General features: G+C 68.4%; 15 protein-coding genes. 11 read left to right on the forward strand and 4 right to left on the reverse strand.

Features of this window, described 5'->3' with window-relative positions; translation table 11 throughout:
• Nucleotides 1–6: 6 nt before the first annotated feature.
• Nucleotides 7–960: a PirG gene (locus A5706_RS19830; protein ID WP_197517899.1), complete on the reverse strand. Its 954-nt coding sequence runs from the start codon at nucleotides 958–960 to the stop codon at nucleotides 7–9.
• A gap of 268 nt (nucleotides 961–1,228) precedes the next feature.
• Here A5706_RS19830 and glf point away from each other — a divergent pair, with 268 nt between their 5' ends.
• The 11 genes from glf (at nucleotide 1,229) to A5706_RS19885 (ending at nucleotide 20,455) form a co-directional block, all read left to right on the forward strand.
• Complete coding sequence (gene glf / locus A5706_RS19835) at nucleotides 1,229–2,428, forward strand: UDP-galactopyranose mutase (protein ID WP_068134120.1); 1,200 nt, start codon at nucleotides 1,229–1,231, stop codon at nucleotides 2,426–2,428.
• Nucleotides 2,425–4,317, forward strand: coding sequence for a glycosyltransferase (locus A5706_RS19840; RefSeq protein ID WP_068134121.1), 1,893 nt, complete (start codon nucleotides 2,425–2,427; stop codon nucleotides 4,315–4,317). The genes glf and A5706_RS19840 overlap by 4 nt, the downstream gene beginning before the upstream one ends.
• Nucleotides 4,310–4,846 carry a phosphatase PAP2 family protein gene (locus A5706_RS19845; protein WP_068134123.1) on the forward strand — a complete coding sequence of 179 codons (537 nt, stop codon included), beginning with the start codon at nucleotides 4,310–4,312 and terminating at the stop codon, nucleotides 4,844–4,846. Before A5706_RS19840 ends, A5706_RS19845 begins: the two co-directional genes overlap by 8 nt.
• Nucleotides 4,843–5,751 (forward strand): decaprenyl-phosphate phosphoribosyltransferase, encoded by a 909-nt coding sequence (locus tag A5706_RS19850; RefSeq protein WP_068103426.1) that lies wholly within the window; start codon nucleotides 4,843–4,845, stop codon nucleotides 5,749–5,751. Before A5706_RS19845 ends, A5706_RS19850 begins: the two co-directional genes overlap by 4 nt.
• Nucleotides 5,738–7,720, forward strand: coding sequence for a terminal beta-(1->2)-arabinofuranosyltransferase (gene aftB, locus A5706_RS19855; protein ID WP_304528402.1), 1,983 nt, complete (start codon nucleotides 5,738–5,740; stop codon nucleotides 7,718–7,720). Before A5706_RS19850 ends, aftB begins: the two co-directional genes overlap by 14 nt.
• 329 nt (nucleotides 7,721–8,049) lie before the next feature.
• Nucleotides 8,050–9,102: an esterase family protein gene (locus A5706_RS19860; protein WP_068134128.1), complete on the forward strand. Its 1,053-nt coding sequence runs from the start codon at nucleotides 8,050–8,052 to the stop codon at nucleotides 9,100–9,102.
• A gap of 153 nt (nucleotides 9,103–9,255) precedes the next feature.
• The gene (locus A5706_RS19865) at nucleotides 9,256–10,176 is read left to right on the forward strand and encodes an esterase family protein (RefSeq protein ID WP_068134131.1); all 921 of its coding nucleotides are present in this window, start codon (nucleotides 9,256–9,258) and stop codon (nucleotides 10,174–10,176) included.
• Nucleotides 10,177–10,297: 121 nt separating this feature from the next.
• Nucleotides 10,298–11,308 carry a cutinase family protein gene (locus A5706_RS19870; RefSeq protein ID WP_068134135.1) on the forward strand — a complete coding sequence of 337 codons (1,011 nt, stop codon included), beginning with the start codon at nucleotides 10,298–10,300 and terminating at the stop codon, nucleotides 11,306–11,308.
• Nucleotides 11,309–11,633: 325 nt separating this feature from the next.
• Nucleotides 11,634–13,532, forward strand: coding sequence for a long-chain-fatty-acid--AMP ligase FadD32 (fadD32, locus tag A5706_RS19875; RefSeq protein ID WP_068134271.1), 1,899 nt, complete (start codon nucleotides 11,634–11,636; stop codon nucleotides 13,530–13,532).
• Nucleotides 13,533–13,542: 10 nt separating this feature from the next.
• Nucleotides 13,543–18,867: a polyketide synthase Pks13 gene (gene pks13, locus A5706_RS19880; RefSeq protein ID WP_068134138.1), complete on the forward strand. Its 5,325-nt coding sequence runs from the start codon at nucleotides 13,543–13,545 to the stop codon at nucleotides 18,865–18,867.
• Nucleotides 18,868–18,886: 19 nt separating this feature from the next.
• Nucleotides 18,887–20,455, forward strand: coding sequence for an acyl-CoA carboxylase subunit beta (locus tag A5706_RS19885; protein WP_068134281.1), 1,569 nt, complete (start codon nucleotides 18,887–18,889; stop codon nucleotides 20,453–20,455).
• A 68-nt stretch (nucleotides 20,456–20,523) separates the two neighbouring features.
• Here A5706_RS19885 and A5706_RS19890 read toward each other — a convergent pair whose 3' ends face one another.
• From A5706_RS19890 to A5706_RS19900, 3 genes are read right to left on the reverse strand one after another with little or no spacing between them, the layout of a single operon-like run.
• Complete coding sequence (locus A5706_RS19890) at nucleotides 20,524–22,320, reverse strand: acyl-CoA dehydrogenase family protein (RefSeq protein WP_068134141.1); 1,797 nt, start codon at nucleotides 22,318–22,320, stop codon at nucleotides 20,524–20,526.
• 12 nt (nucleotides 22,321–22,332) lie between these two features.
• On the reverse strand, nucleotides 22,333–22,749 hold the full coding sequence (locus A5706_RS19895; protein ID WP_068134144.1) for an FHA domain-containing protein: 417 nt from the start codon (nucleotides 22,747–22,749) through the stop codon (nucleotides 22,333–22,335).
• Entirely contained in the window at nucleotides 22,746–23,207 is a 462-nt protein-coding gene (locus tag A5706_RS19900) for a hypothetical protein (protein ID WP_068134146.1), read from the reverse strand. The genes A5706_RS19895 and A5706_RS19900 overlap by 4 nt, the downstream gene beginning before the upstream one ends.
• Between the last annotated feature and the right edge of the window lie 60 nt (nucleotides 23,208–23,267).

Below are 23,267 nucleotides of genomic sequence, written 5' to 3' on the forward strand. Positions count from 1 at the left end.
CTCTAGTCACAACAATCTCACTCGTACCATCGACTCTGTGTGCATCACGCCAGCTGCGCCCGGCAGCGCACCCGCGGCGCCCGGCAGCGCACCCGCGGCGGCCGGCAACGCGGCACCCGGCGCACCACCCGCGGCGCTCTGCTGGATACCCTGCGTGATGGCCGGCATCGCCAGGCCCTTGAGCAGGTCGATGGCCTGGTTGAGGCCCAGCTGGTTGGCGGCCTGCATCAGGTCGTTCATCAGACCGCCGCCGCCAGAGGAGCCGGTCCCGCCGGTCCCGCCGGACGCGATCGGCGAAGCGCCGCCCAGCGTCGACGGGTCACCCAGGATCGGGTAGGTGCCGCCGGCGCCCGGGTCCAATCCGGCCGTCGTCGAGTCGATCGGCACCTCGCTGGGCGACAGGCCGGGGCTCGCCAGCCCGGGTGTGACCCCGGCCGGGCTGGTCAGCCCGGGGTTGGACAGCGCGGGGTTGAGCCCCGCGGCCGGCGTCGTCGGCAGCGCGCCCGGCGTGGTGACCCCGGGCGTGCCCGGCGTCGTGGGCGGCAGGCCCGGGTTCGCCAGGGCCGGGCTGGTCAAGCCCGGGCTGGTCAGGCCCGGACTGGTCAGCCCCGGGCTCGTCAAGCCTGGGCTGGTCAGCCCCGGGCTCGTCAAGCCTGGGCTGGTCAGCCCTGGGCTGGTGAGGCCCGGACTGGTCAGACCCGGTGTGCTGGCACCGGCTCCGCTGAGCGCGGGCACCGGCGGCAGGTTGATCCCGAATTGCGACAGGCCCTGCGACAGCGCGCCCATCAGCTCTCCGGGCAGGTCGGACATCACCGCGGCCTGCTTGAACTCGTGGTGCTCGGCCGGCTTGCTGCCGGCGGTCGATTCGTAGACCAGGAAGTATGCGCAAGGACTCGCCACTGCCACAGCGGCGACCGCGCTCATGGCTGTCGAAACCTTGCGTCGGCGTCGATTCGGCACGGAAGTCTCCTCGTATCTGGACAACTATTTGAACTGCTTTTTGTATCGGCGTGCCCTGCCGGTCCTAGCTGGCGTGATGCACACAGAGTCGATGGTACGAGTGAGATTGTTGTGACTAGAGTGCTGATATTGAATCGTGAGGTAATTGAGAGTCCGACTGTGACCCCGGATTCCGACCATGCCAAAGCAGTCGTTACCTCGACCAACCCCGGCGCCGTGGCCTCGCCAAATGGGTTAGGCCCGCGCGGTCGGATACCCTAAGCAACCGATGACAGCTCGTTTCGACCTCCTCGTCGTCGGCTCCGGATTCTTCGGCCTGACCATTGCCGAGCGCGCGGCTACCCAACTCGGGAAGCGCGTGCTCGTCCTCGACCGGCGCCCGCATCTGGGCGGCAATGCGTACTCCGAGGCCGAGCCCCAGACCGGCATCGAGGTGCACAAGTACGGCGCACACCTGTTCCACACCTCTAATAAGAGGGTCTGGGATTACGTGCGCCAGTTCACCGACTTCACCGACTACCGCCACCGCGTCTTCGCGATGCACAACGGGCAGGCCTACCAGTTCCCCATGGGGCTGGGACTGGTGTCGCAGTTCTTCGGCCGGTACTTCACCCCGGACGAGGCGCGGCAGTTGATCGCCGAGCAGGCCGCCGAGATCAACACGGCGGACGCGCAAAACCTGGAGGAGAAGGCGATCTCGCTGATCGGCCGGCCCCTGTACGAGGCGTTCGTCAAGGGCTACACGGCCAAGCAGTGGCAGACCGACCCGGCCTCGCTGCCCGCCGCCGTCATCAATCGGCTGCCGGTGCGCTACACGTTCGACAACCGATACTTCAGCGACACCTACGAGGGCCTGCCGGTGGACGGCTACACGGCGTGGCTGCAGCGGATGGCCGACGACGACCGCATCGAGGTCAGGCTGAACACCGACTGGTTCGACGTGCGCGACCAACTGCGCGCGGAGTCACCGGACGCCCCCGTCGTGTACACGGGGCCGCTGGACCGCTACTTCGACTACGCCGAGGGCCGCCTGGGCTGGCGAACGCTGGACTTCGAGGTGGAAGTGCTGCCGATCGGGGATTTCCAGGGGACGCCGGTGATGAACTACAACGACCTCGACGTGCCCTACACCCGGATCCACGAGTTCCGTCACTTCCACCTCGAGCGTGACTACCCGACCGACAAGACGGTGATCATGCGCGAGTACTCCCGCTTCGCCGAAGACGATGACGAGCCCTACTACCCGATCAACACCGAGGCCGACCGCGCCCTGTTGGGCGCCTATCGTGAACGGGCGAGGGCCGAGACGGCGTCGTCGAAGGTCCTGTTCGGCGGCCGGCTGGGCACCTACCAATACCTGGACATGCACATGGCCATCGCCAGCGCGCTGAGCATGTACGACAACATCCTTGCGCCGCACCTGCGCGACGGCGTGCCCCTAGTCGAAGAGGAGGGTGCGCGGGCATGAGCGCCGTTAGCCTGCTGTCCCGAATCATCCTGCCCCGTCCGGGCGAACCCCTCGACGTGCGCAAGCTCTACCTCGAGGAGTCGACCACCAACGCGCGCCGCGCGCACGCGACGACGCGCACCTCGCTGCAGATCGGCGCCGAGTCGGAGGTGTCGTTCGCGACGTACTTCAACGCGTTCCCGGCCAGCTACTGGCGCCGTTGGTCGATATGTAAATCGGTGGTGTTGCGGGTCGAGCTGATCGGCGCGGGCCGCGTCGACGTCTACCGCAGCAAGGCCACCGGGGTGCGGATCTCGGTGGAGGGCCGCCAGTTCGTCGGCACCGACGACCAGCCGGCCGTCGTCGAGATCGAGGTGCCCCTCAAGGCGTTCGAGGACGGCGGCTGGATCTGGTTCGACGTCACCACCGACAGCAATGTCACCCTGCTCAGCGGCGGCTGGTATGCGACCGAGCCGGCACCGGGCACCGCCAACATCGCCGTCGGCATCCCGACGTTCAACCGCCCCGCGGACTGCGCCACCGCGTTGGCCGACCTCACCGCAGATCCGTTGGTGGACGAGGTGATTGGGGCGGTGATCGTCCCCGACCAGGGCGTCCGTAAGGTGCGCGACCACCCGAACTTCCCCGCGGCGGCGGCGCGGCTGGGCAACCGGCTGTCCATTCACGACCAGCCCAACCTCGGCGGCTCCGGCGGTTACAGCCGGGTGATGTACGAGGCGCTGAAAAACACGGACTGCCAACAGATCCTGTTCATGGACGACGACATCCGCATCGAGCCGGACACCATCCTGCGGGTGCTGGCGCTGCACCGCTTCGCCAAGGCGCCGATGCTGATCGGCGGTCAGATGCTCAACCTGCAGGAGCCGTCGCACCTGCACATCATGGGCGAGGTCGTCAACCAGTCGAACTTTATGTGGACGGCCGCGCCGCACGCCGAGTACGACCACGACTTCGCGCAATTCCCGTTGAACGACAACAACGATCGAAGCGCGCTGCTGCACCGGCGCATCGACGTCGACTTCAACGGCTGGTGGACGTGCATGATCCCGCGGCAGGTCGCCGAGGAGATCGGCCAGCCGGTGCCGTTGTTCATCAAATGGGACGACGCCGAATACGGCCTGCGCGCCGGCGAGCACGGCTATCCCACGGTCACCCTGCCCGGAGCCGCGATCTGGCACATGGCGTGGAGCGACAAGGACGACGCCATCGACTGGCAGGCCTATTTCCACTTGCGCAACCGACTGGTGGTCGCGGCGCTGCACTGGGACGGCGATATCACGGGGCTGGTCCGCAGCCACCTCAAGGCGACGCTGAAACACCTTGCCTGCCTTGAATACTCGACGGTCGCGATCCAGAACAGGGCGATCGACGACTTTCTGGCCGGTCCCGAGCACATCTTCTCGATCCTGGAATCGGCGCTGCCGGAAGTGCACCGCATCCGCAAGGAGTACCCGGACGCCGTCGTGCTGCCGGCCGCGAGCGAGCTGCCGCCGCCGCAGAACAAGACCAAGGCGATGAAGCCGCCGGTGAACCCCGTTTCCATCAGCTACCGGCTGGCGCGCGGGATATTGCACAACATGACCGCGGCCGACCCCGAAGCCCACACGCGTCCGGAGTACAACGTGCCGACCCAGGACGCGCGCTGGTTCCGGCTCTGCACGGTCGACGGCGTGACGGTCACGACCGCCGACGGGTGCGGCGTGGTCTACCGCCAGCGCGACCGGCGAAAGATGATGTCGCTGTTGCTGAAATCGCTACGCCGCCAGCGTAAGTTGCTGGGCCGGTTCGACGAGATGCGCCGGGTCTACCGGGAGGCGCTGCCCGTGCTGTCCAGCAAGCAGAAGTGGGAGACGGCGTTGTTGCCGGCCGGCGAGTCAAAACATGGTTGAATCGGCCGCCCCGCGCGGTGAGGTGGCCGCGCTGGTGGCCGTCCAGTCGGCGCTGGCCGATAGGCCCGGACTGCTGGGCGCGGCGCGAGGGCTGTCCCATTTCGGCGAGCACAGCATCGGCTGGCTGGTGGTGGCGCTGCTCGGTGCGGTGCTGATGCCGAGCCGTCGCCGCGAGTGGCTGGTGGCCGGGGCCGGCGCGTTCGTCGCGCACGCCGCCGCCGTGCTGGTCAAGCGCCTGGTGCGGCGCAAGCGGCCCCATCACCCGTCGGTCGCGGTGAACGTCGGCACGCCGAGCCAACTGAGCTTCCCCTCCGCGCACGCCACCTCCACCACCGCGGCGGCCATCCTGATGAGTCGCGCAACCGGGCTCCCCTTACCCGTGTTGCTCGTCCCTCCGATGGCGCTGTCGCGGATACTGCTGGGCGTGCACTATCCCAGCGACGTAGCCTTCGGCATCGCCCTCGGTGCCGCCGTCGCGGGAGTCGCCGACCGCAGCGACGAGTGGTGCCGAAAGAGGTGCGCCGAATGAGCGAAGACGTGGTGGTCGGGCCTCCGGCGAACCTGATCGTCGGAGTGGTCAAGGCGATCCGCCCGCGCCAATGGGTGAAGAACGTGCTCGTTCTGGCCGCGCCGCTGAGCGCGGCGGGACGCGGCCACCGATATGACTACGGCCAGCTCGGAATTCAGGTGGCGGTGGCCTTCGCGGTGTTCAGCCTGGCGGCCTCCGCGGTGTACCTGATCAACGACGTCCGCGACGTCGAGGCCGACCGCGAACACCCCACCAAACGGTTCCGCCCGATCGCCGCCGGCGTGGTGCCGGAATGGCTGGCCTATGCCCTGGCGGTGGTGCTCGGGGTGGCGTCGCTCGGCCTGGCGTGGTGGCTGACGCCGAACCTGGCGGTCGTGATGGCGGTCTACATCGCCATGCAGCTGGGCTACTGCTTCGGCCTCAAGCACCAGGCGGTGATGGACATCTGCATCGTGTCGTCGGCGTACCTGCTGCGGGCCATCGCCGGGGGTGCGGCCACCGACACCCGGCTGTCGCAGTGGTTTTTGCTCATGGCGGCATTCGCGTCGTTGTTCATGGTGGCCGGCAAGCGCTACGCCGAACTGCAACTGGCCGAACGCACCGGCGCGGCGATCCGCAAGGCGCTGGAGAGCTACACCAGCACCTACCTGCGCTTCGTCTGGACGATGTCGGCCACCGCGGTGGTGCTGTGCTACGGGCTGTGGGCGTTCGAGCGCGAACACGGCGAGGCGGGCTGGTTCGTGGTGTCCATGGTCCCGTTCACCATCGCGATCCTGCGCTACGCGGTCGACGTCGACGGCGGGCTGGCCGGGGAGCCCGAAGACATTGCGTTGCGCGACCGGGTGCTGCAGCTGTTGGCGCTGGCGTGGATCGCAACAGTTGGGGCCGCCGTTGCCTTCGGCTAGCCCCCGTCTGGAAGGCCTGAAGGCGCTGGGGGTGGGGGTGCTGCGCCGGCCGGTGATCAGGCGGCCCGGCCGGCCGCTATTTCCCTATGTCACCGCGGTGCGGGTCAGCCTGTGGATCAGCGTGGCGGTGGTCGCCGTCCTGTTCGGGTGGGGCGCGTGGCAGCGGCGCTGGATCGCCGACGACGGGCTCATCGTGCTGCGCACGGTGCGCAATTTGCTGGCCGGCAACGGCCCGGTCTTCAACCAGGGCGAACGAGTCGAGGCGAACACCTCCACGGCGTGGACCTATCTGATGTATCTGGGTAGCTGGGTCGGCGGCCCGATGCGCATGGAGTACGTGGCTTTGGCGCTGGCCCTGACGCTTTCGGTGCTGGGCGTCGCATTTTTGATGCTGGGCGCCGGCCGGTTGTACGCGCCCAGCCTGCGGGGCCGCCGGGCGATCATGCTGCCCGCCGGCGCACTGGTCTACATCGCGTTGCCGCCCGCCCGCGACTTTGCCACATCGGGTCTGGAGAGCGGCCTGGCGCTGGCCTACCTGGGGCTGCTGTGGTGGATGATGGTGTGCTGGGCGCAGCCGGTGCGCGGGCGTCCGGGTGGCCCGGCCTTCGTCGGCGCGCTGGCCTTCGTCGCCGGGTTCAGCGTTCTCGTCCGGCCTGAGCTGGCGCTGATGGGCGGGCTGGCGCTGATCATGATGCTCATCGCCGCCCGTACCTGGCAGCGCCGGGCGCTGGTCGTGGTGGCCGGCGGATTCCTGCCCGTCGCCTACGAGATCTTCCGGATGGGCTACTACGGCCTGCTGGTGCCCGGCACGGCGTTGGCCAAGGACGCGGCCGGCGACAAGTGGTCGCAGGGAATGATCTACCTCACGAACTTCAATGCGCCCTACGCCGTGTGGGTTCCGGTGCTGCTGCTGGTGCCGCTCGGCGTGCTCGTGGTGGTGGCCCGGCGGCGCCCGTCGTTCCTGCGCCCGGCGCTGTCGCCGGATTACGGGCGCCTGGCGCGGGCGGTGCAGAGCCCGTCGGCGGTCGTCGCATTCGTCCTCGTCAGCGGCCTGCTGCAGGGGCTCTACTGGATCCGGCAGGGCGGCGATTTCATGCACGCGAGGGTGTTGCTGGCGCCGCTATTTTGTTTGCTGGCGCCGGTGGCCGTCGTCCCGGTTGCTCTTCCCGACGGGCAGGACTATTCGCGGGAGACCGGCTACTGGGCGGCGGGTGCCGCCGGGGTGCTGTGGCTGGGCGTCGCGGGCTGGTCGCTGTGGGCAGCAAACTCGCCCGGGATGGGCGACGACGCCACCCACGTCACCTACTCGGGCATCGTCGACGAGCGCCGCTTCTACGCACAGGCCACCGGGCATGCGCACCCGCTGACGGCCGCCGACTACCTGGACTACCCGAGGATGGCCGCCGTCCTGACTGCGCTCGACAACACCCCGGAGGGCGCGTTGTTGCTGCCGTCTGGCAACTACACCCAGTGGGACCTGGTGCCGATGCTGCCGCCCGCGCCCGGCGACGCCAAGGCCCCGCAAAAACCGCAGCACGCCGTGTTTTTCACCAACCTGGGCATGCTGGGGATGAACGTCGGACTTGACGTACGGGTGATCGACCAGATCGGGCTGGCAAACCCGCTCGCCCAGCACACGGAGCGGCTGAAGCACGGCCGAATCGGGCACGACAAGAACCTCTTCCCCGACTGGGTCATCGCCGACGGCCCGTGGGTGAAGTTGTATCCGGGAATTCCAGGCTATTTGGACGTGAACTGGGTCGCGCAGGCCGTCGCGGCGCTGCAATGCCCCGAGACGAAGGCGATGCTGAGCTCGGTGCGAGCCCCAATGACCTTGCATCGCTTCGTTTCCAACGTCGTACACAGCTTCGAGTTCACCAAGTACCGAATCGATCGCGTTCCGCTCTACGAGCTCGCCAGGTGTGGGCTGCCGGTTCCGCAGGCGATCCCGCCACCTCCCCGCGAATGAAGCGGCGCATCCGGATTTTTTTCGGCACATCTTGAAACCGGCGCTGTCGGTGCCTGTGCGGCATATTGCCAGCAACTTCACATCTGTGCTCTCACCAGTGATCGACGGCGGCCAAGCACATGCGGAAACGCGATTCTCGAACGCACCGTTCGACCCGAAATTGGTTGCAAAAATGGGCCGAATGGCTGTTTGCCTGACCCGCTCGATGAGAGGGGATGGCCGATGGTGTGGTTGACTACACGAGCACTGCTGCGCAGATCGTATGCAGTACGACCCAATTCGACGATGCGCCTGTACTAAGGGCGCGCCGAAAGGATGAGGAAGCAAGGATGACGCTTGTCGACAGGTTTCGCGGCGCCGTGGCTCGCATGCCACGACGACTCGTGGTGGGGGCCGTTGGCGCGGCCCTGCTCTCGGGTCTGATTGGCGCCGTGGGGGGCTCGGCGACCGCCGGGGCGTTCTCGCGCCCGGGTCTGCCGGTGGAGTACCTGCAGGTTCCCTCGGCCGCTATGGGCCGCGACATCAAGGTTCAGTTCCAAAGCGGTGGGGCCAACGCGCCGGCGCTCTACCTGCTCGACGGCATGCGCGCGCAGGACGACTACAACGGCTGGGACATCAACACCCCGGCGTTCGAGTGGTACAACCAGTCGGGCATCGCCGTGGTCATGCCGGTCGGCGGGCAGTCCAGCTTCTACTCCGACTGGTATGCGCCCGCCTGCGGTAAGGCCGGCTGCACCACCTACAAGTGGGAGACCTTCCTGACCAGCGAGCTGCCGGCGTACCTGTCGGCCAACAAGCAGGTCCGGTCCACCAACAACGCCGCGGTCGGTCTGTCGATGGCCGGGTCGTCGGCGCTGATCCTGGCCGCCTACCACCCGAACCAGTTCGTCTACGCCGGCTCGCTGTCGGCGCTGCTGGACCCGTCGCAGGGGATGGGCCCGTCGCTGATCGGGTTGGCCATGGGCGACGCGGGTGGCTACAAGACCAAGGACATGTGGGGCCCGAAGGAGGACCCGGCCTGGCAGCGCAACGACCCGTCGCTGCAGGTCGGCAAGCTGGTCGCGAACAACACCCGCATCTGGGTGTACTGCGGTAACGGCAAGCCGTCGGACCTGGGTGGCGACAACCTGCCCGCCAAGTTCCTCGAGGGCTTCGTGCGCAGCAGCAACCTGAAGTTCCAGGACGCATACAACCAGGCCGGCGGCCACAACGCGGTGTGGAACTTCGACGCCAACGGCACCCACGACTGGCCCTACTGGGGCGCGCAGCTGCAGGCGATGAAGGGTGACCTGCAGTCGACGCTGGGCGCCACCCCGGGCGCAGGTCCGGCCACGGCCGCGGCCGCGGGCAACCAGGGCACAGGCTCCGGCACCGGCACCTAAGAACGAGCAACGCGACTGGCGGCGGCGACCCATTCGGGTCGCCGCCGTTGGTTTGTCCGCGCCGAGTGTGGCCTATATCACTACCCTGCTAGCCGCCCCCGATGCCGCGCTGGCTAATGTGCAGACACAGCGACTAGACGATGGAGGGTGGACATGAGGGTCGTACGGGGTCTGTCAGCGCTTCTGCGGATGTTTGGCGTCACCGCGCTGTCCGTCGGGCTGGGGGTGACCTTCGCCTTGGTGACGACGGCAACCGCCGGCAAGGCCAGGGCCGCGGGTTACGAAAGCCTAATGGTCCCGTCGGCGGCGATGGGCCGCGACATCCCGGTGGCCTTCCTGGCCGGCGGTCCGCACGCGGTGTATCTGCTGGACCCCTTCGACGCCGCCCCGGACGTCAGCAACTGGGTCACCGCCGGAAACGCGATGAACACGCTGGCCGGCAAGGGCATCTCGGTGGTGGCTCCCGCCGGCGGCGCCTACAGCATGTACACCAACTGGGAGAACGACGGCAGCAAGCAGTGGGACACGTTCCTGTCCAGTGAGCTGCCGAACTGGCTGGCCGCGAACAAGGGCCTGGCACCCGGCGGCCACGCCGCCGTCGGCGCATCCCAGGGCGGCTACGCCGCGATGGCGCTGGCTTGCTTCCACCCCGACCGCTTCGGCTTCGCCGGTTCGCTGTCCGGTTTCCTGTACCCGTCGAACACCACGACGAACGGTTCGATCCTGGCCGGCCTGCAGCAGTTCGGCGGCGTCGACGGCAACGGCATGTGGGGCGCGCCGCAGCTGGGCCGGTGGAAGTGGCACGACCCGTGGGTGCACGCGTCGCTGTTGGCGCAGAACAACACCCGCGTCTGGGTGTGGAGCCCGACCACTGACGCGGCCAGCGACCCCGCCGCCATGATCGGCCAGGCCGGCGAGGCGATGGGCAACAGCCGGATGTTCTACCAGCAGTACCGCAGCGTCGGCGGGCACAACGGCCACTTCGACTTCCCCGGCGGCGGTGACAACGGCTGGGGCTCGTGGTCGGGCCAGCTGGGCGCCATGTCGGGCGACATCGTGGGCGCGATCCGCTAGGACGGCGAGGCCCAGGGTGCCGCGCGAAACGCCGGTACCGTGTAGGAAAGTGCAGCAGGGGGCGGGACGTCCGCTTGCCTGAAACCGAGCTGCGATCGACCGACTCTGCTGGCAGGAGACCATGACGACGAGCGCGCGGCGCAAACGCCACCGGATCCTCGCCTGGATTGCCGCCCTTGCCGTGGCGGGCGTCGTGTTGCTGGTGGTGGTGGCCGTCGTCACGCTGCTGCGCAACCGCGAATCGCCGCCCAGCGCCGTGCCCCCCGGCATCCTGCCGCCGCCCGCCACGTCGACCCATCCGCACAAGCCGCGGCCGGCGTCGCAGGACGCCTCGTGCCCCGACGTGCAGCTGATCAACGTGCCGGGGACGTGGGAGTCCGCTCCGCAGGACGACCCCCTCAACCCGGGGCAGTTCCCGAATGCGTTGCTGCACAAGGTGACAAACGAGATCTCCCAGCAGTTCCCGTCGTCGCGGGTGCAGACGTACACCACCCCCTACACGGCGCAGTTCCACAACCCGTTGAGCGGCGACACGCAGATGTCCTACAACGAAAGCCGGGCAGAGGGCACCCGCGCGACCGTCCAGGCGATGACCGACATGAACAACAAGTGCCCGCTGACCAGTTACGTGCTGATGGGCTTCTCCCAGGGCGCGGTGATCATCGGCGACATCGCCAGCGACATCGGCAACGGCCGCGGACCCGTCGACGACGACCTGGTGCTCGGTGTGACGTTGATCGCCGACGGCCGTCGCCAGGACGGGGTGGGCAATGACATCGGGCCCAACCCGCCGGGCGAGGGCGCGGAGATCACGCTGCACGAGGTGCCGGTGCTGTCCGGGCTCGGCCTGACCATGACGGGGGCGCGGCCGGGCGGCTTCGGCGCGCTGAACGGCAAGACCAACGAGATCTGCGCGCCGGGTGACCTCATCTGCGCGGCGCCGAACGAAGCGTTCAGCGTCGCCAAGCTGCCGGACACGTTGAACACCCTGGCCGGTGGCGCCGGGCAGCCGGTCCACGCGCTGTACGCCACGACGCAGTTCTGGAACCTCGACGGGGCGCCGGCGACCGATTGGACGCTGAATTGGGCCCGCGGGCTGATCGAAAACGCGCCGCACCCCAAACATGGGTGACTCCGCCGGATGAGGATGGGTCGGGTCGGCCCGAGGAACAGGGCACTAGACACAGCCACGACGTAGGCGAATCCGTGACGGGATCGGCGGTACCTTGTGATTTGGTCTGCCGCGGGGCGGCCCTTAACATTAAGAGAAAATTAAGAGCAATCAGCACTTGGTTGCGGTCCCGATCGGGGCCGAAGCTGGCGGGGACTGGCACGGACCGGCGCTCCCAGCCGGGTGTCGTGCACAGCCGGCTCGTGTATAGAGGACCAGTCGGCGAAGCCGGCAAGGCATTGAGTCGGCCAAGCCGACCGAGATGGTTGTGACAGGAGAAGACGGCATGGCGTACCACAACCCGTTCATCGTGAATGGAAAGATCAGGTTCCCGGACAACACGAACCTGGTTCGTCACGTTGAGAAGTGGGCGAAGGTTCGCGGCGACAAGCTCGCCTATCGGTTCATCGACTACTCCACCGAGCGCGACGGCGAGTACCGCGACATCTCGTGGTCGGAGTTCAGCGCCCGCAACCGGGCCGTCGGCGCTCGCCTGCAACAGGTCACCCAGCCCGGCGACCGCATCGCCATCCTGTGCCCGCAGAACCTCAACTACCTGGTCGCGTTCTTCGGCGCGCTGTATTCCTGCAGGATCGCCGTGCCGCTGTTCGACCCGAGCGAACCGGGCCACGTCGGCCGTCTGCACGCCGTGCTCGACGACTGCACCCCGTCGACCATCCTGACCACCACCGAGGCCGCCGAGGGAGTCCGCAAGTTCATCCGCGCCCGCTCGGCCAAGGAGCGCCCGCGCGTCATCGCCGTCGACGCCGTGCCGAACGAGGTCGCCGCCACCTGGGAAGAGCCGGTGGCCGACGAGAACACCATCGCCTACCTGCAGTACACCTCCGGCTCCACGCGCACCCCGACCGGCGTGCAGATCACCCACCTGAACCTGCCGACCAACGTCCTGCAGGTGCTCAACGGCCTCGAGGGCAAAGAGGGCGACCGCGGGTTGTCCTGGCTGCCCTTCTTCCACGACATGGGCCTGATCACCGCGCTGCTGTCACCGGTGCTCGGCCAGAGTTTCACCTTCATGACCCCGGCCGCGTTCGTGCGACGGCCGGGCCGGTGGATCCGGGAGATGGCGCGCAAGCCCGACGACGCCCCGGAGTGCGAGGTCTTCACCGTCGCGCCGAACTTCGCCTTTGAGCACGCCGCGGTGCGCGGCGCGCCCAAGGAAGGTGAGCCGCCCCTGGACCTCAGCAACGTGAAGGGCATCCTCAACGGCAGCGAGCCGGTGTCCCCGGCGTCGATGCGCAAGTTCTACGAGGCGTTCGCGCCGTACGGCCTGCGGGAGACGGCGATCAAGCCGTCCTATGGCCTGGCCGAGGCGACATTGTTCGTCTCCACGACGCCGATGGACCAGGCGCCCCGGGTCATCCACGTCGACCGCGACGAGATGAACAACCAACGCTTCGTCGAGGTCCCCGCCGACGCGCCGAACGCGGTCCCCCAGGTGTCCGCCGGCATCATCGGTGTCGACGAGTGGGCCGTCATCGTCGATCCGGACACGGCCAGCGAGCTGCCGGACGGGCACGTCGGCGAGATCTGGCTGCACGGCAACAACCTCGGCACCGGGTACTGGGGCAAGGAAGAGGAAACCCAGCACACCTTCCGCAACATCCTGAAGTCCCGCATCACCGAGTCGCACGCCGAGGGCGCCGCGGACGACGGGCTGTGGGTGCGCACCGGTGACTACGGCACCTACCACGACGGCCACCTCTATATCGTCGGCCGCATCAAGGACCTGGTCATCATCGACGGGCGCAACCACTACCCGCAGGACCTCGAGTACTCGGCGCAGGAAGCCAGCCGCGCGCTGCGCACCGGCTACGTGGCCGCCTTCTCGGTCCCGGCCAACCAGCTGCCGCAGGTCGTGTTCGACAACCCGCACGCCGGCATCAAGCACGACCCCGAGGACACCTCCGAGCAGCTCGTGATCGTCGCCGAGCGCGCCGCCGGCACGCACAAGCTCGACTACCAGCCCATCGCCGACGACATCCGCGCGGCCATCGCCGTGCGGCACGGCGTTACCGTGCGCGACCTGCTGCTGGTGCAGGCGGGAACCATTCCGCGCACCTCGAGCGGCAAGATCGGGCGCCGCGCTTGCCGCGCCGCCTACCTCGACGGAAGCCTGCGCAGCGGCATCGGTTCCCCGACCGCCTTCGCGGGCGCGAACGACTGAACCAGGAATCATGACTGACATAGACGAATCCCAGGAGAACCTGCCCGCCAAAAAGGCCGAGTTGACCGTCCCCGAGATGCGCCAATGGCTGCGCAACTACGTCGCCAAGGCCACCGGGCAGTCGCCCGATTCGATCGACGAGTCGGTGCCGATGGTCGAGCTGGGCCTGTCGTCACGCGACGCGGTGGCGATGGCCGCCGACATCGAAGACATGACCGGTGTCACGCTGTCGGTCGCGGTGGCGTTCCAGCATCCGACCATCGAGTCGCTGGCGACCCGGATCATCGAGGGCGAGCCCGAACCGGACCTGTCGGACGACGACGTCGTCGACTGGTCGCGCAAAGGCCCCGCTGAGCGCGTCGACATCGCCGTCGTGGGCCTGGCGACCCGCCTGCCCGGCGACATGAACAGCCCCGAGGAAACCTGGCAGGCGCTGATCGAGGGCCGCGACGCCATCACCGATTTGCCCGAGGGCCGCTGGGAGGAATTCCTCGACGAGCCGCGGCTGGCCGAGCGGATCGCCAAGGCCCGCACCAAGGGTGGCTACCTGAAGGACATCAAGGGCTTCGACTCCGAGTTCTTCGCCATCGCCAAGACCGAGGCCGACAACATCGACCCGCAGCAGCGGATGGCGCTCGAGCTGACCTGGGAGGCGCTCGAGCACGCGCGCATCCCGGCGTCGAGTCTGCGCGGCGAGGCGGTCGGCGTCTTCGTCGGCGTTTCTAACCATGACTACGGCTTCTTGGCCATCTCCGACCCGACCGCCGCGCACCCGTATGCGATCACCGGTAACTCGCCGTCGATCATCGCGAACCGGGTGTCCTACTTCTACGACTTCCGCGGGCCTTCCGTCGCCGTCGACACCGCGTGCTCGAGCTCGCTGGTGGCGATCCACCAGGCGGTGCAGGCGCTGCGCAACGGCGAGGCCGACGTCGCGGTGGCCGGCGGCGTCAACGCGCTGATCACGCCCGCGGTGACGCTCGGTTTCGACGAGATCGGCGCGGTGCTGGCCCCCGACGGCCGGATCAAGTCGTTCTCGTCGGACGCCGACGGCTACACCCGCTCGGAGGGCGCCGGCATGCTGGTGCTCAAGCGGGTCGACGACGCCCGCCGCGACGGCGACCAGATCCTGGCCGTGATCGCCGGCACCGCGGTCAACCACGACGGCCGGTCCAACGGCCTGATCGCGCCCAACCAAGACGCGCAGGCGGACGTGCTGCGGCGGGCCTACAAGGACGCCGGCATCGATCCACGCAACGTCGACTACATCGAGGCGCACGGCACCGGCACCGTCCTCGGTGACCCGATCGAGGCCGAGGCGCTGGGCCGCGTCGTGGGCAGGGGCCGCCCGGCCGACCGTCCGGCGCTGCTGGGCGCGGTGAAAACCAATGTGGGACACATGGAGTCGGCCGCCGGCGCGGCCAGCATGGCCAAGGTGGTGCTGGCACTGCAGCACGACAAGCTGCCGCCCTCGCTCAACTTCGCCGGGCCCAGCCCTTACATCGACTTCGACGCGATGCGCCTGAAAGTGATTGACAAGGCGACCGATTGGCCGCGCTACGGTGGCTACGCGCTGGCTGGGGTGTCCAGCTTCGGCTTCGGTGGGGCCAACGCGCACGTGGTGGTGCGCGAGGTCCTGCCCCGCGACGTGATCGAGAAGGAGCCGGAGCCGCAGCCCGAGGCCGTCGCCGAGGGGGCCTCGGAAACCGCTCAGGCGCCCACGTTCGAGGCGCACTCGCTGCGGTTCGACGACTTCGGCAACATCATCCCCGACGCGCCCGCGGCCGAGGAGGAAGAGCCCGACCTGCCGGAGGTCACCGAGGAGGCGCTGGAGCTCAAAGCCGCCGCATTGGAAGAGCTTGCGGCGCAAGAGCTTCCGCCACCGCTCATCCCGCTGGTCGTGTCGGGGTTCCTGACCTCCCGCAAGAAGGCCGCTGCTGCCGAGCTCGCGGACTGGATGGAAAGCCCCGAGGGCCAGGCGTCGTCGCTGGAATCGATCGGCCGGTCGCTCTCGCGTCGCAACCACGGCCGCTCCCGCGCGGTGGTGCTGGCCCACGACCACGAAGAGGCCATCAAGGGCCTGCGCGCGATCGCCGAGGGCAAGCAGCGGCCGAACGTGTTCAGCGTCGACGGCCCGGTGAGCAACGGACCGGTGTGGGTGTTGGCCGGTTTCGGCGCGCAGCACCGCAAGATGGGCAAGAGCCTCTACCTGCGCAACGAGGTCTTCGCCAAGTGGATCGAGAAGGTCGACGCGCTGGTCCAGGACGAGCTGGGCTACTCGGTGCTCGAGCTGATCCTGGACGACTCGCAGGACTACGGCATCGAGACCACCCAGGTCACCATCTTCGCGATCCAGATCGCGCTGGGCGAGCTGCTCAAGCATCACGGCGCCAAGCCCGCCGCCGTTGTCGGCCAGTCGCTGGGCGAGGCGGCGTCGGCGTACTTCGCCGGCGGCCTGTCGCTGCGCGACGCCACCCGGGCCATCTGCTCGCGCTCGCACCTGATGGGCGAGGGCGAGGCGATGCTGTTCGGTGAGTACATCCGGCTGATGGCGCTGGTGGAATACTCCGCCGACGAGATCAAGACGGTGTTCTCCGACTACCCCGACCTGGAGGTGTGCGTCTACGCCGCACCCACCCAGACCGTCATCGGCGGGCCGCCCGACCAGGTGGACGCGATCATCGCCCGCGCGGAGGCCGAGGGCAAGTTCGCCCGCAAGTTCCAGACCAAGGGCGCCAGCCACACCCAGCAGATGGATCCCCTGCTCGGGGAGCTGGCCGCCGAGCTGCAGGGCATCAAGCCGATGAGCCCGACGTGCGGCATCTACTCGACGGTGCACGAGGGCAGCTACATCAAGCCGGGCAGCGAGCCGATCCACGACGTGGACTACTGGAAGAAGGGGCTGCGTCATTCCGTCTACTTCACCCACGGAATCCGCAACGCCGTCGACAGCGGGCACACCACCTTCGTCGAGCTGGCGCCCAACCCCGTCGCGCTGATGCAGGTCGGCCTGACCACGGCGGACGCCGGGCTGCACGACGCCCAGCTGATCCCGACGCTGGCCCGCAAGCAGGACGAGGTCGAGTCGATCATCTCGACGCTGGCCCAGCTCTACGTCTACGGCCACGACCTGGACCCCCGCACGCTGTTCACCCGGGCCGCGGGGCCGCAGGATTACGCGAACATCCCGCCGACCCGGTTCAAGCGCAAGGAGCACTGGCTCGACGTGCAGGTCGCCTCGGGCAGCGGCGCGATCATCATGCCGGGCAACCACGTCGCGCTGCCGGACGGCCGCCACGTGTGGGAGTACGCGCCCAAGGGCCTGACGGATCTCGCGTCGTTGGTGAAAGCCGCTGCGGCCGAAGTGCTTCCGGACGCCAAGTTGACCGCCGCCGAGGAGCGGGCCAGGCCGGGGGAGGGCTCCCGGCTGGTGACCACCCTGACGCGGCACCCCGGCGGCGCGTCGGTTCAGGTGCACGCCCGCATCGACGAGTCGTTCACCCTGGTGTACGACGCGCTGGTGACGCGGGGCGGTGCCGAGTCCGTGCTGCCGGTAGCGGTAGGCGCCGGTACGGCGATCGAGGCCACGGGGGCAGCCACGCCGGAGGCTCCCTCCGAAGGTCCGGAGGAGGAAGCGCTCAGCGACAGCCTCACCAACCGGTACATGCCGGCCGGCTTCACCAAATGGTCACCGGACTCGGGCGAGACCATCGCCGATCGGCTCGGCGCCATCGTCGGCGCAGCCATGGGTTACGAGCCCGAGGACCTGCCGTGGGAGGTGCCGCTGATCGAGCTGGGCCTGGACTCGCTGATGGCGGTGCGAATCAAGAACCGCGTCGAGTACGACTTCGACCTGCCGCCGATCCAGTTGACCGCGGTGCGCGACGCCAACCTCTACGCCGTCGAGAAGCTGATCGAGTACGCCGTCGAGCACCGCGACGAGGTGCAGCAGCTGGCCGAGCACCAGAAGACGCAGACGGCCGAGGAGATCGCCAGGGAGCAGGCCGAATTGCTCAGCGGCGCGACGCCCGCGTCGGTGGTGGCGCCGGCCCCGGACCCGCAGGCCGAGCCGCAGACGCAAGCGCCCCCGGCCTCGGACCTTCCGATCCCACCGCCGCCGACCAACCCGTCTGGACCGGCCGGGCCGGCCGGGAATGGGACAACCAACGGCGGCCAGCCGAACCTGGCCGGCGCGGCCGAGGCGCTCAACCAGCAGGCGGTCGCGCAGGCGCTCAACTCCGATGTGCCGCCGCGCGACGCGGCCGAGCGGGTCGCGTTCGCCACGTGGGCGATCGTGACCGGCAAGTCCCCGGGCGGCATCTTCAACCCGCTGCCCAAGCTGGACGCCGACGCCGCCGCCAAGATGGCGCAACGGCTTTCGGAGCGCGCCGAGGGGCCGATCACCGCCGAGGACGTGCTGGCGTCGGAGAACATCGAGGCGCTGGCCGAGAAGGTGCGCGAGCACCTGGAGGCGGGCGTGGTCGACGGTTTCGTGCGCACCCTGCGGGCGCGCCCGGAGGGCAGCACGCGGACACCGGTGTTCGTGTTCCACCCGGCCGGCGGCTCGACGGTGGTCTACGAGCCGCTGCTCAACCGGTTGCCGGCGGACACGCCGATGTACGGGCTTGAGCGGGTCGAGGGCACGATCGAAGAGCGTGCGGCGCAATACGTTCCGAAGCTGATCGAGATGCAGGGCGACGGACCCTACATCCTGGCCGGTTGGTCTCTGGGCGGCGTGCTGGCCTACGCGTGCGCGATCGGGCTGAAGCGACTGGGCAAGGACGTCGAGTGGGTCGGCCTGATCGACGCGGTGCGTGCGGGCGAGGAGGTTCCGCAGACCAAGGAGGAGATCCGCAAGCGCTGGGACCGCTACGCCCGGTTCGCCGAGAAGACGTTCAACGTCACCATTCCGGAGATCCCCTACGAGCATCTCGAGCAGCTCGACGACGAGGGCCAGATCAAGTTCGTGCTGGAGGCAGTCAGCCAGAGCGGGGTGCAGATCCCGGCCGGGATCATCGAGCACCAGCGCACGTCGTACCTGGACAACCGGGCAATCGACACCGCCCAGATCCAGCCGTACGACGGGCACGTCACGCTCTACATGGCCGATCGCTACCATGACGACGCGATCATGTTCGAGCCGCGCTACGCCACCCGCAAGCCGGACGGCGGTTGGGGGGAGTACGTGTCCGACCTCGAGATCGTGCCGATCGGTGGCGAGCACATCCAGGCCATCGACGAGCCGATCATCGCGAAGGTCGGTGCGCACATGACCCAGGCGCTGAACAAGATCGACGCCGAACGGCAGCAGGACAAGTCCGAACAGGTTAGGTAGGCAAGTAGTGACGGAGACCGTGCCAGCTCCAGCGCCCGTTCAGCACACCACTGCGGAGAAGTTGGCCGAGCTGCACGCTCGCCTCGAACTCGCCAAGGAACCCGGCGGCGAGAAGGCCGCCGCCAAGCGCGACAAGAAGGGCATCCCGAGCGCCCGCGCGCGGGTACACGCGCTGGTCGATCCCGGCACCTTCTTCGAAGTCGGGGCGCTGGCCAAGACGCCTAACGACCCGAACGCGCTCTACGGCGACGGCTGCGTCACCGGCCACGGCATGATCGACGGCCGCCCGGTGGGAGTGTTCTCCCACGACCAGACCGTGTTCCAGGGCACCGTCGGCGAGATGTTCGGCCGCAAGGTGGCCCGGCTGATGGAATGGTGCGCGATGGTCGGGTGCCCGATCATCGGCATCCAGGACTCCGGCGGCGCCCGCATCCAGGACGCGGTCACCTCGCTGGCGTGGTACGCCGAGCTGGGCCGGCGCCACGAGGCGCTGTCCGGCCTAGTGCCGCAGATCTCCCTCATCTTCGGCAAATGCGCTGGGGGAGCGGTGTATTCGCCGATCCAGGATGACCTGCTCGTCTCGGTGCGCGATCAGGGCTACTTCTTCGTGACGGGGCCGGACGTGATCCGGGAGGTCACCGGCGAGGACGTCACCCTCGACGAGCTCGGCGGCTCCGACGCGCAGGCCCGCTACGGCAACATCCACCAGGTCGTCGACTCCGAGGCCGAGGCGTTCCAGTACGTGCGCGACTTCCTGTCGTTCCTGCCGTCCAACTGCTTCGACAAGCCGCCGATCGTCAACCCCGGGCTGGAGCCGGAGATCACGCCGACCGATCTGGAGCTCGACTCGATCGTGCCGGACTCCGACAACATGGCCTACGACATGCACGAGATCCTGCTGCGGATCTTCGACGACGGCGACTTCCTCGAGGTTGCCGCGCAGCACGGGCCGGCCATCATCACCGGCTACGCCCGGGTCGACGGGCGCCCGGTCGGCGTGGTCGCCAACCAACCGATGCACCTGTCCGGATCCATCGACAACGAGGCCTCCGACAAGGCGGCCCGGTTCATCCGGTTCTGCGACGCGTTCAACATTCCGCTGGTCTTCGTCGTGGACACGCCGGGCTTCCTGCCGGGCGCCGAAGAGGAGAAGCGGGGCATCATCAAGCGCGGCGGCCGGTTCCTGTACTCGGTCGTCGAGGCCGACGTGCCGAAGGTGACGATCACGATCCGCAAGTCCTATGGCGGCGCCTACGCCGTGATGGGTTCCCGGCAGCTGACCGCGGACTTCAACTTCGCCTGGCCGACCGCCCGCATCGCGGTGATCGGCGCCGAGGGCGCCGCCCAGCTGTTGATGAAGCGGTTCCCGGACCCGACGACGCCCGAGGCGCAGCAGATCAAGAAGGACTTCATCGAGGGCTACAACCTCAACATGGCGATCCCGTGGACCGCCGCCGAGCGAGGCTTCATCGACGCGGTCATCGATCCGCACCAGACGCGGCTGCTGCTGCGCAAGTCGATGCACCTGCTGCGCGACAAGCAGTTGTGGTTCCGCGTCGCACGCAAGCACGGCCTGATCCCGGTCTAGGTCTTCGGCGAGCAGACGCAAAATCGCCCATTCGACAACGAAATTGTGCGATTTTGCGTCTGCTCGCGCTATATCCGCAGCGCCCCGTCCACTAACTCCTCGAACCGATCCAGCGCCTCGTCGGGTTCGTCCTCGATGCCGCGCAGCGGGCCCCGGTCGGCGAGGTAGCGCCGCGAGTACAGCCGCGCGACGAGCGCCTTGCGCTCCCCGCCGCGGGTCTCCCGTTCCCACGCGGCCTGCTCGGTGAGCAGCGCGCCCGCGTAGACGTCGCCCATGAATTGGGCCAGCGGGAACAGCCGCGCCTCGGCGACTTGCCGGTCGAGCTTGCTCCACGCCGTGATCGCCGCGTCCAGGTCCTCGATGCGCCCGGCCACCAGGCGGGTGGTCTCGTCGTCGTCGGAAACCGACACCGCGTCGCGCAGCCGCGCCAGCAGCGTCTCGTGCGCGCGGGACTGCTCGATGCCGCGCCGCACATCGAGGCACAGGATGTTGTCGGGACCCTCCCAGATCGTGTTCACCTGCGCGTCGCGCAGCAGCCGGGCCACCGGCCAGGTCTCGATATAGCCGTTGCCGCCGTGGATTTCGATCGCGTCCGATGCCGCGGTGATGCCCAGCCGGCACACCTTGAGTTTGGTGACGGGCACCGCGATGCGCTGGCGCATGCCGCGGGGCTGCCGATGGTTGGTGGCGCCGGTGCCGTCGAAGACGAGCGCGAGTGCGGCCTCGACGTCCACGATCATCTCGGCGAGCTTGCGCCGCATCAACGGTTTGTCGATGAGCGCCCCGCCGAACGCGTGCCGCTGCCGGGCATAACACAGCGATTCCACCAGGGCGCGACGGGCATTGGCGAGACCGAACAGGGCGATGCCGAGGCGCGCGGCGTTGGTCAGCTCCATCATGCGGCCGAGCCCCTTGCCGTCGGATGGCCCCGCGTCCGAGCTGGGTTCGTCGGACAGCAGGAACGCCTCCGCGTCGACGAACTCGACCTCGCCCGAGGCCACCGACCGGGTGCCGAGCTTGTCCTTGAGCCGGCGCACCCGGACCCCGTTGCGCGAACCGTCGCGGCGGTTGCGCAACACGAGGAAATTCGCGACGCCGCGCGAATTGTCCGGGGCGCCTTCCGGTTTGGCCAGCACCACGAACGCCTCGCCCGCGCAATTGGACGCGAACCACTTGAACCCGTTGAGAATCCAGGCTCCCCCGTTTTCGCCGCTGCCGCGTCGAGCCGTCGTCTCCAGCGCGCCCAGGTCAGACCCGCCGGTGCGTTCGGTCAGCAACTGCGCCGTCTCCCCCGCCCACTCACCGGAGGCGAACTTGGCCAGCACGTGCTCGCGCACGTCGGCCGGCGCGTACGCGGCCACCAGGGATTGGACCATGCCGCCCCCGGTGCCCAGGGCGCAGCCCATCCCGATGTCGGCCTGGTTCAACAGGTAGTTGGACGCGAACAGGGCCAGGCCCGAGCTGACCTTGGCGGCCCGCGCGTCGCTGCGCAGGGCCTGCTGGGCGTCCAGCACCGCGCGCTTGGACTGCGTGAACGACGTCGGCATGACCACCTGGCTGATGTCGTGTCCCCACCGGTCGTAGCGCTCGAGCCGCGGCGGGTTGCGGTCGGTCTCCTCGGCCCACCGCGCCACCGGGCCGCCCATCAGGTCGCCCATCCGCGCCAAATGAGGCTCCACCACAGCCAATTCGTTGGCCTGTAGGTAGTAGGCCATCGTGGACTGCAGGGTCGGATCCGTGCGATACCAATTTAGGCCCACCGCGCCTCTGTAGTTCTCGGTCCGGTAGCGGCGCGACTTTTCCTCGCTGGAGAAGGGCAGCCGGTCCACGCCCTCTGACCCGTACTGCGGGTCGTATTCGCTCATTCCGCGACGGTATTACCCCGGCGCCGGTCCCGCCACGAAAATCAGGCGGAAATTGCCGATCCGGACCTCGTCACCGTTGGTCAGCACCGCGGTGTCGACGGGCTTGCGGTTGAGGTAGGTCTTGTTCAGGCTGCCCAAGTCGACGACGTGGAATTTGCCGTGCTCTCTTCGAAATTCGGCGTGGCGGCGGCTGACGGTGATGTCGTCGAGGAAGATGTCGCTGGCGGGATGGCGGCCGGCGGACATCACCGCCCGATCCAGCTGGTATTGCGATCCGGCGTTGGGACCCCGCTTCACGATGAGCATGCCGATGCCGCTCTGCAGCGTTTGCATGTCCTCCACCACCGCGTCGGCGACCGCGTCGAACGCGTCGGTGCGCAGCGGCGAGGCAAGATGCCCCGTGGTTTCGTCGGGCGCGGGCTCGGTCACGCGGCGCGCCGAAGATCGGGGTTCGTCGTCGCCCCCTGGTGCTTTGGCTTGTCGGCGACCGGGGCCCAGCCGGCGTAGGTCAGATACAGTCCGACCAGTGCGAAGGCCACGCAGGCCGCCACCCACCAGCCTTGCTCGCCGATCATCCGGTTGGCCGCAGACACAAACACCTGGGGAAAGGCGAACAGCAGGAGTCCGCGCAGGGTGATCAGCCACCCCAGCAGGGAGACGGTGACCGCCGCGGCGCCGCGCCAGTAGGGATGTGCGGCGACGACGAAGAGACCGAACAGCAGGATGAACGCGCCGGTCACCCAGGTCCACAGCGAATTCGCCTCGAACTGCGACAGCAGCGTCTGCATGTCGCCGGCCCGGGCGATGGCTGTGGCGTCGACGATGACCAGGAATGGACCCAACGCGCGGGCGAACAGGCGCGTCCGGGCCTGCGTTGAAGCGTCCATGATCGTGCCTCCGTTCCCGATTTCTGTATCCGACCATCCGGCCGAACGCCGAGATAGGGA

The sequence above is a fragment of the Mycobacterium sp. E796 genome (assembly GCF_001672815.1).
In the GTDB taxonomy this organism is placed as follows: Bacteria; Actinomycetota; Actinomycetes; order Mycobacteriales; family Mycobacteriaceae; genus Mycobacterium.

Bases quoted from the DNA above. Each gene is read 5' to 3' on its own strand.
- glf (WP_068134120.1), top strand. From the start codon at position 1,229: ATGACAGCTCGTTTCGACCTCCTCGTCGTCGGCTCCGGATTCTTCGGC.
- A5706_RS19840 (WP_068134121.1), top strand. From the start codon at position 2,425: ATGAGCGCCGTTAGCCTGCTGTCCCGAATCATCCTGCCCCGTCCGGGC.
- A5706_RS19845 (WP_068134123.1), top strand. From the start codon at position 4,310: ATGGTTGAATCGGCCGCCCCGCGCGGTGAGGTGGCCGCGCTGGTGGCC.
- A5706_RS19850 (WP_068103426.1), top strand. From the start codon at position 4,843: ATGAGCGAAGACGTGGTGGTCGGGCCTCCGGCGAACCTGATCGTCGGA.
- A5706_RS19860 (WP_068134128.1), top strand. From the start codon at position 8,050: ATGACGCTTGTCGACAGGTTTCGCGGCGCCGTGGCTCGCATGCCACGA.
- A5706_RS19865 (WP_068134131.1), top strand. From the start codon at position 9,256: ATGAGGGTCGTACGGGGTCTGTCAGCGCTTCTGCGGATGTTTGGCGTC.
- A5706_RS19870 (WP_068134135.1), top strand. From the start codon at position 10,298: ATGACGACGAGCGCGCGGCGCAAACGCCACCGGATCCTCGCCTGGATT.
- fadD32 (WP_068134271.1), top strand. From the start codon at position 11,634: ATGGCGTACCACAACCCGTTCATCGTGAATGGAAAGATCAGGTTCCCG.
- pks13 (WP_068134138.1), top strand. From the start codon at position 13,543: ATGACTGACATAGACGAATCCCAGGAGAACCTGCCCGCCAAAAAGGCC.
- A5706_RS19890 (WP_068134141.1), bottom strand. From the start codon at position 22,320: ATGAGCGAATACGACCCGCAGTACGGGTCAGAGGGCGTGGACCGGCTG.
- A5706_RS19900 (WP_068134146.1), bottom strand. From the start codon at position 23,207: ATGGACGCTTCAACGCAGGCCCGGACGCGCCTGTTCGCCCGCGCGTTG.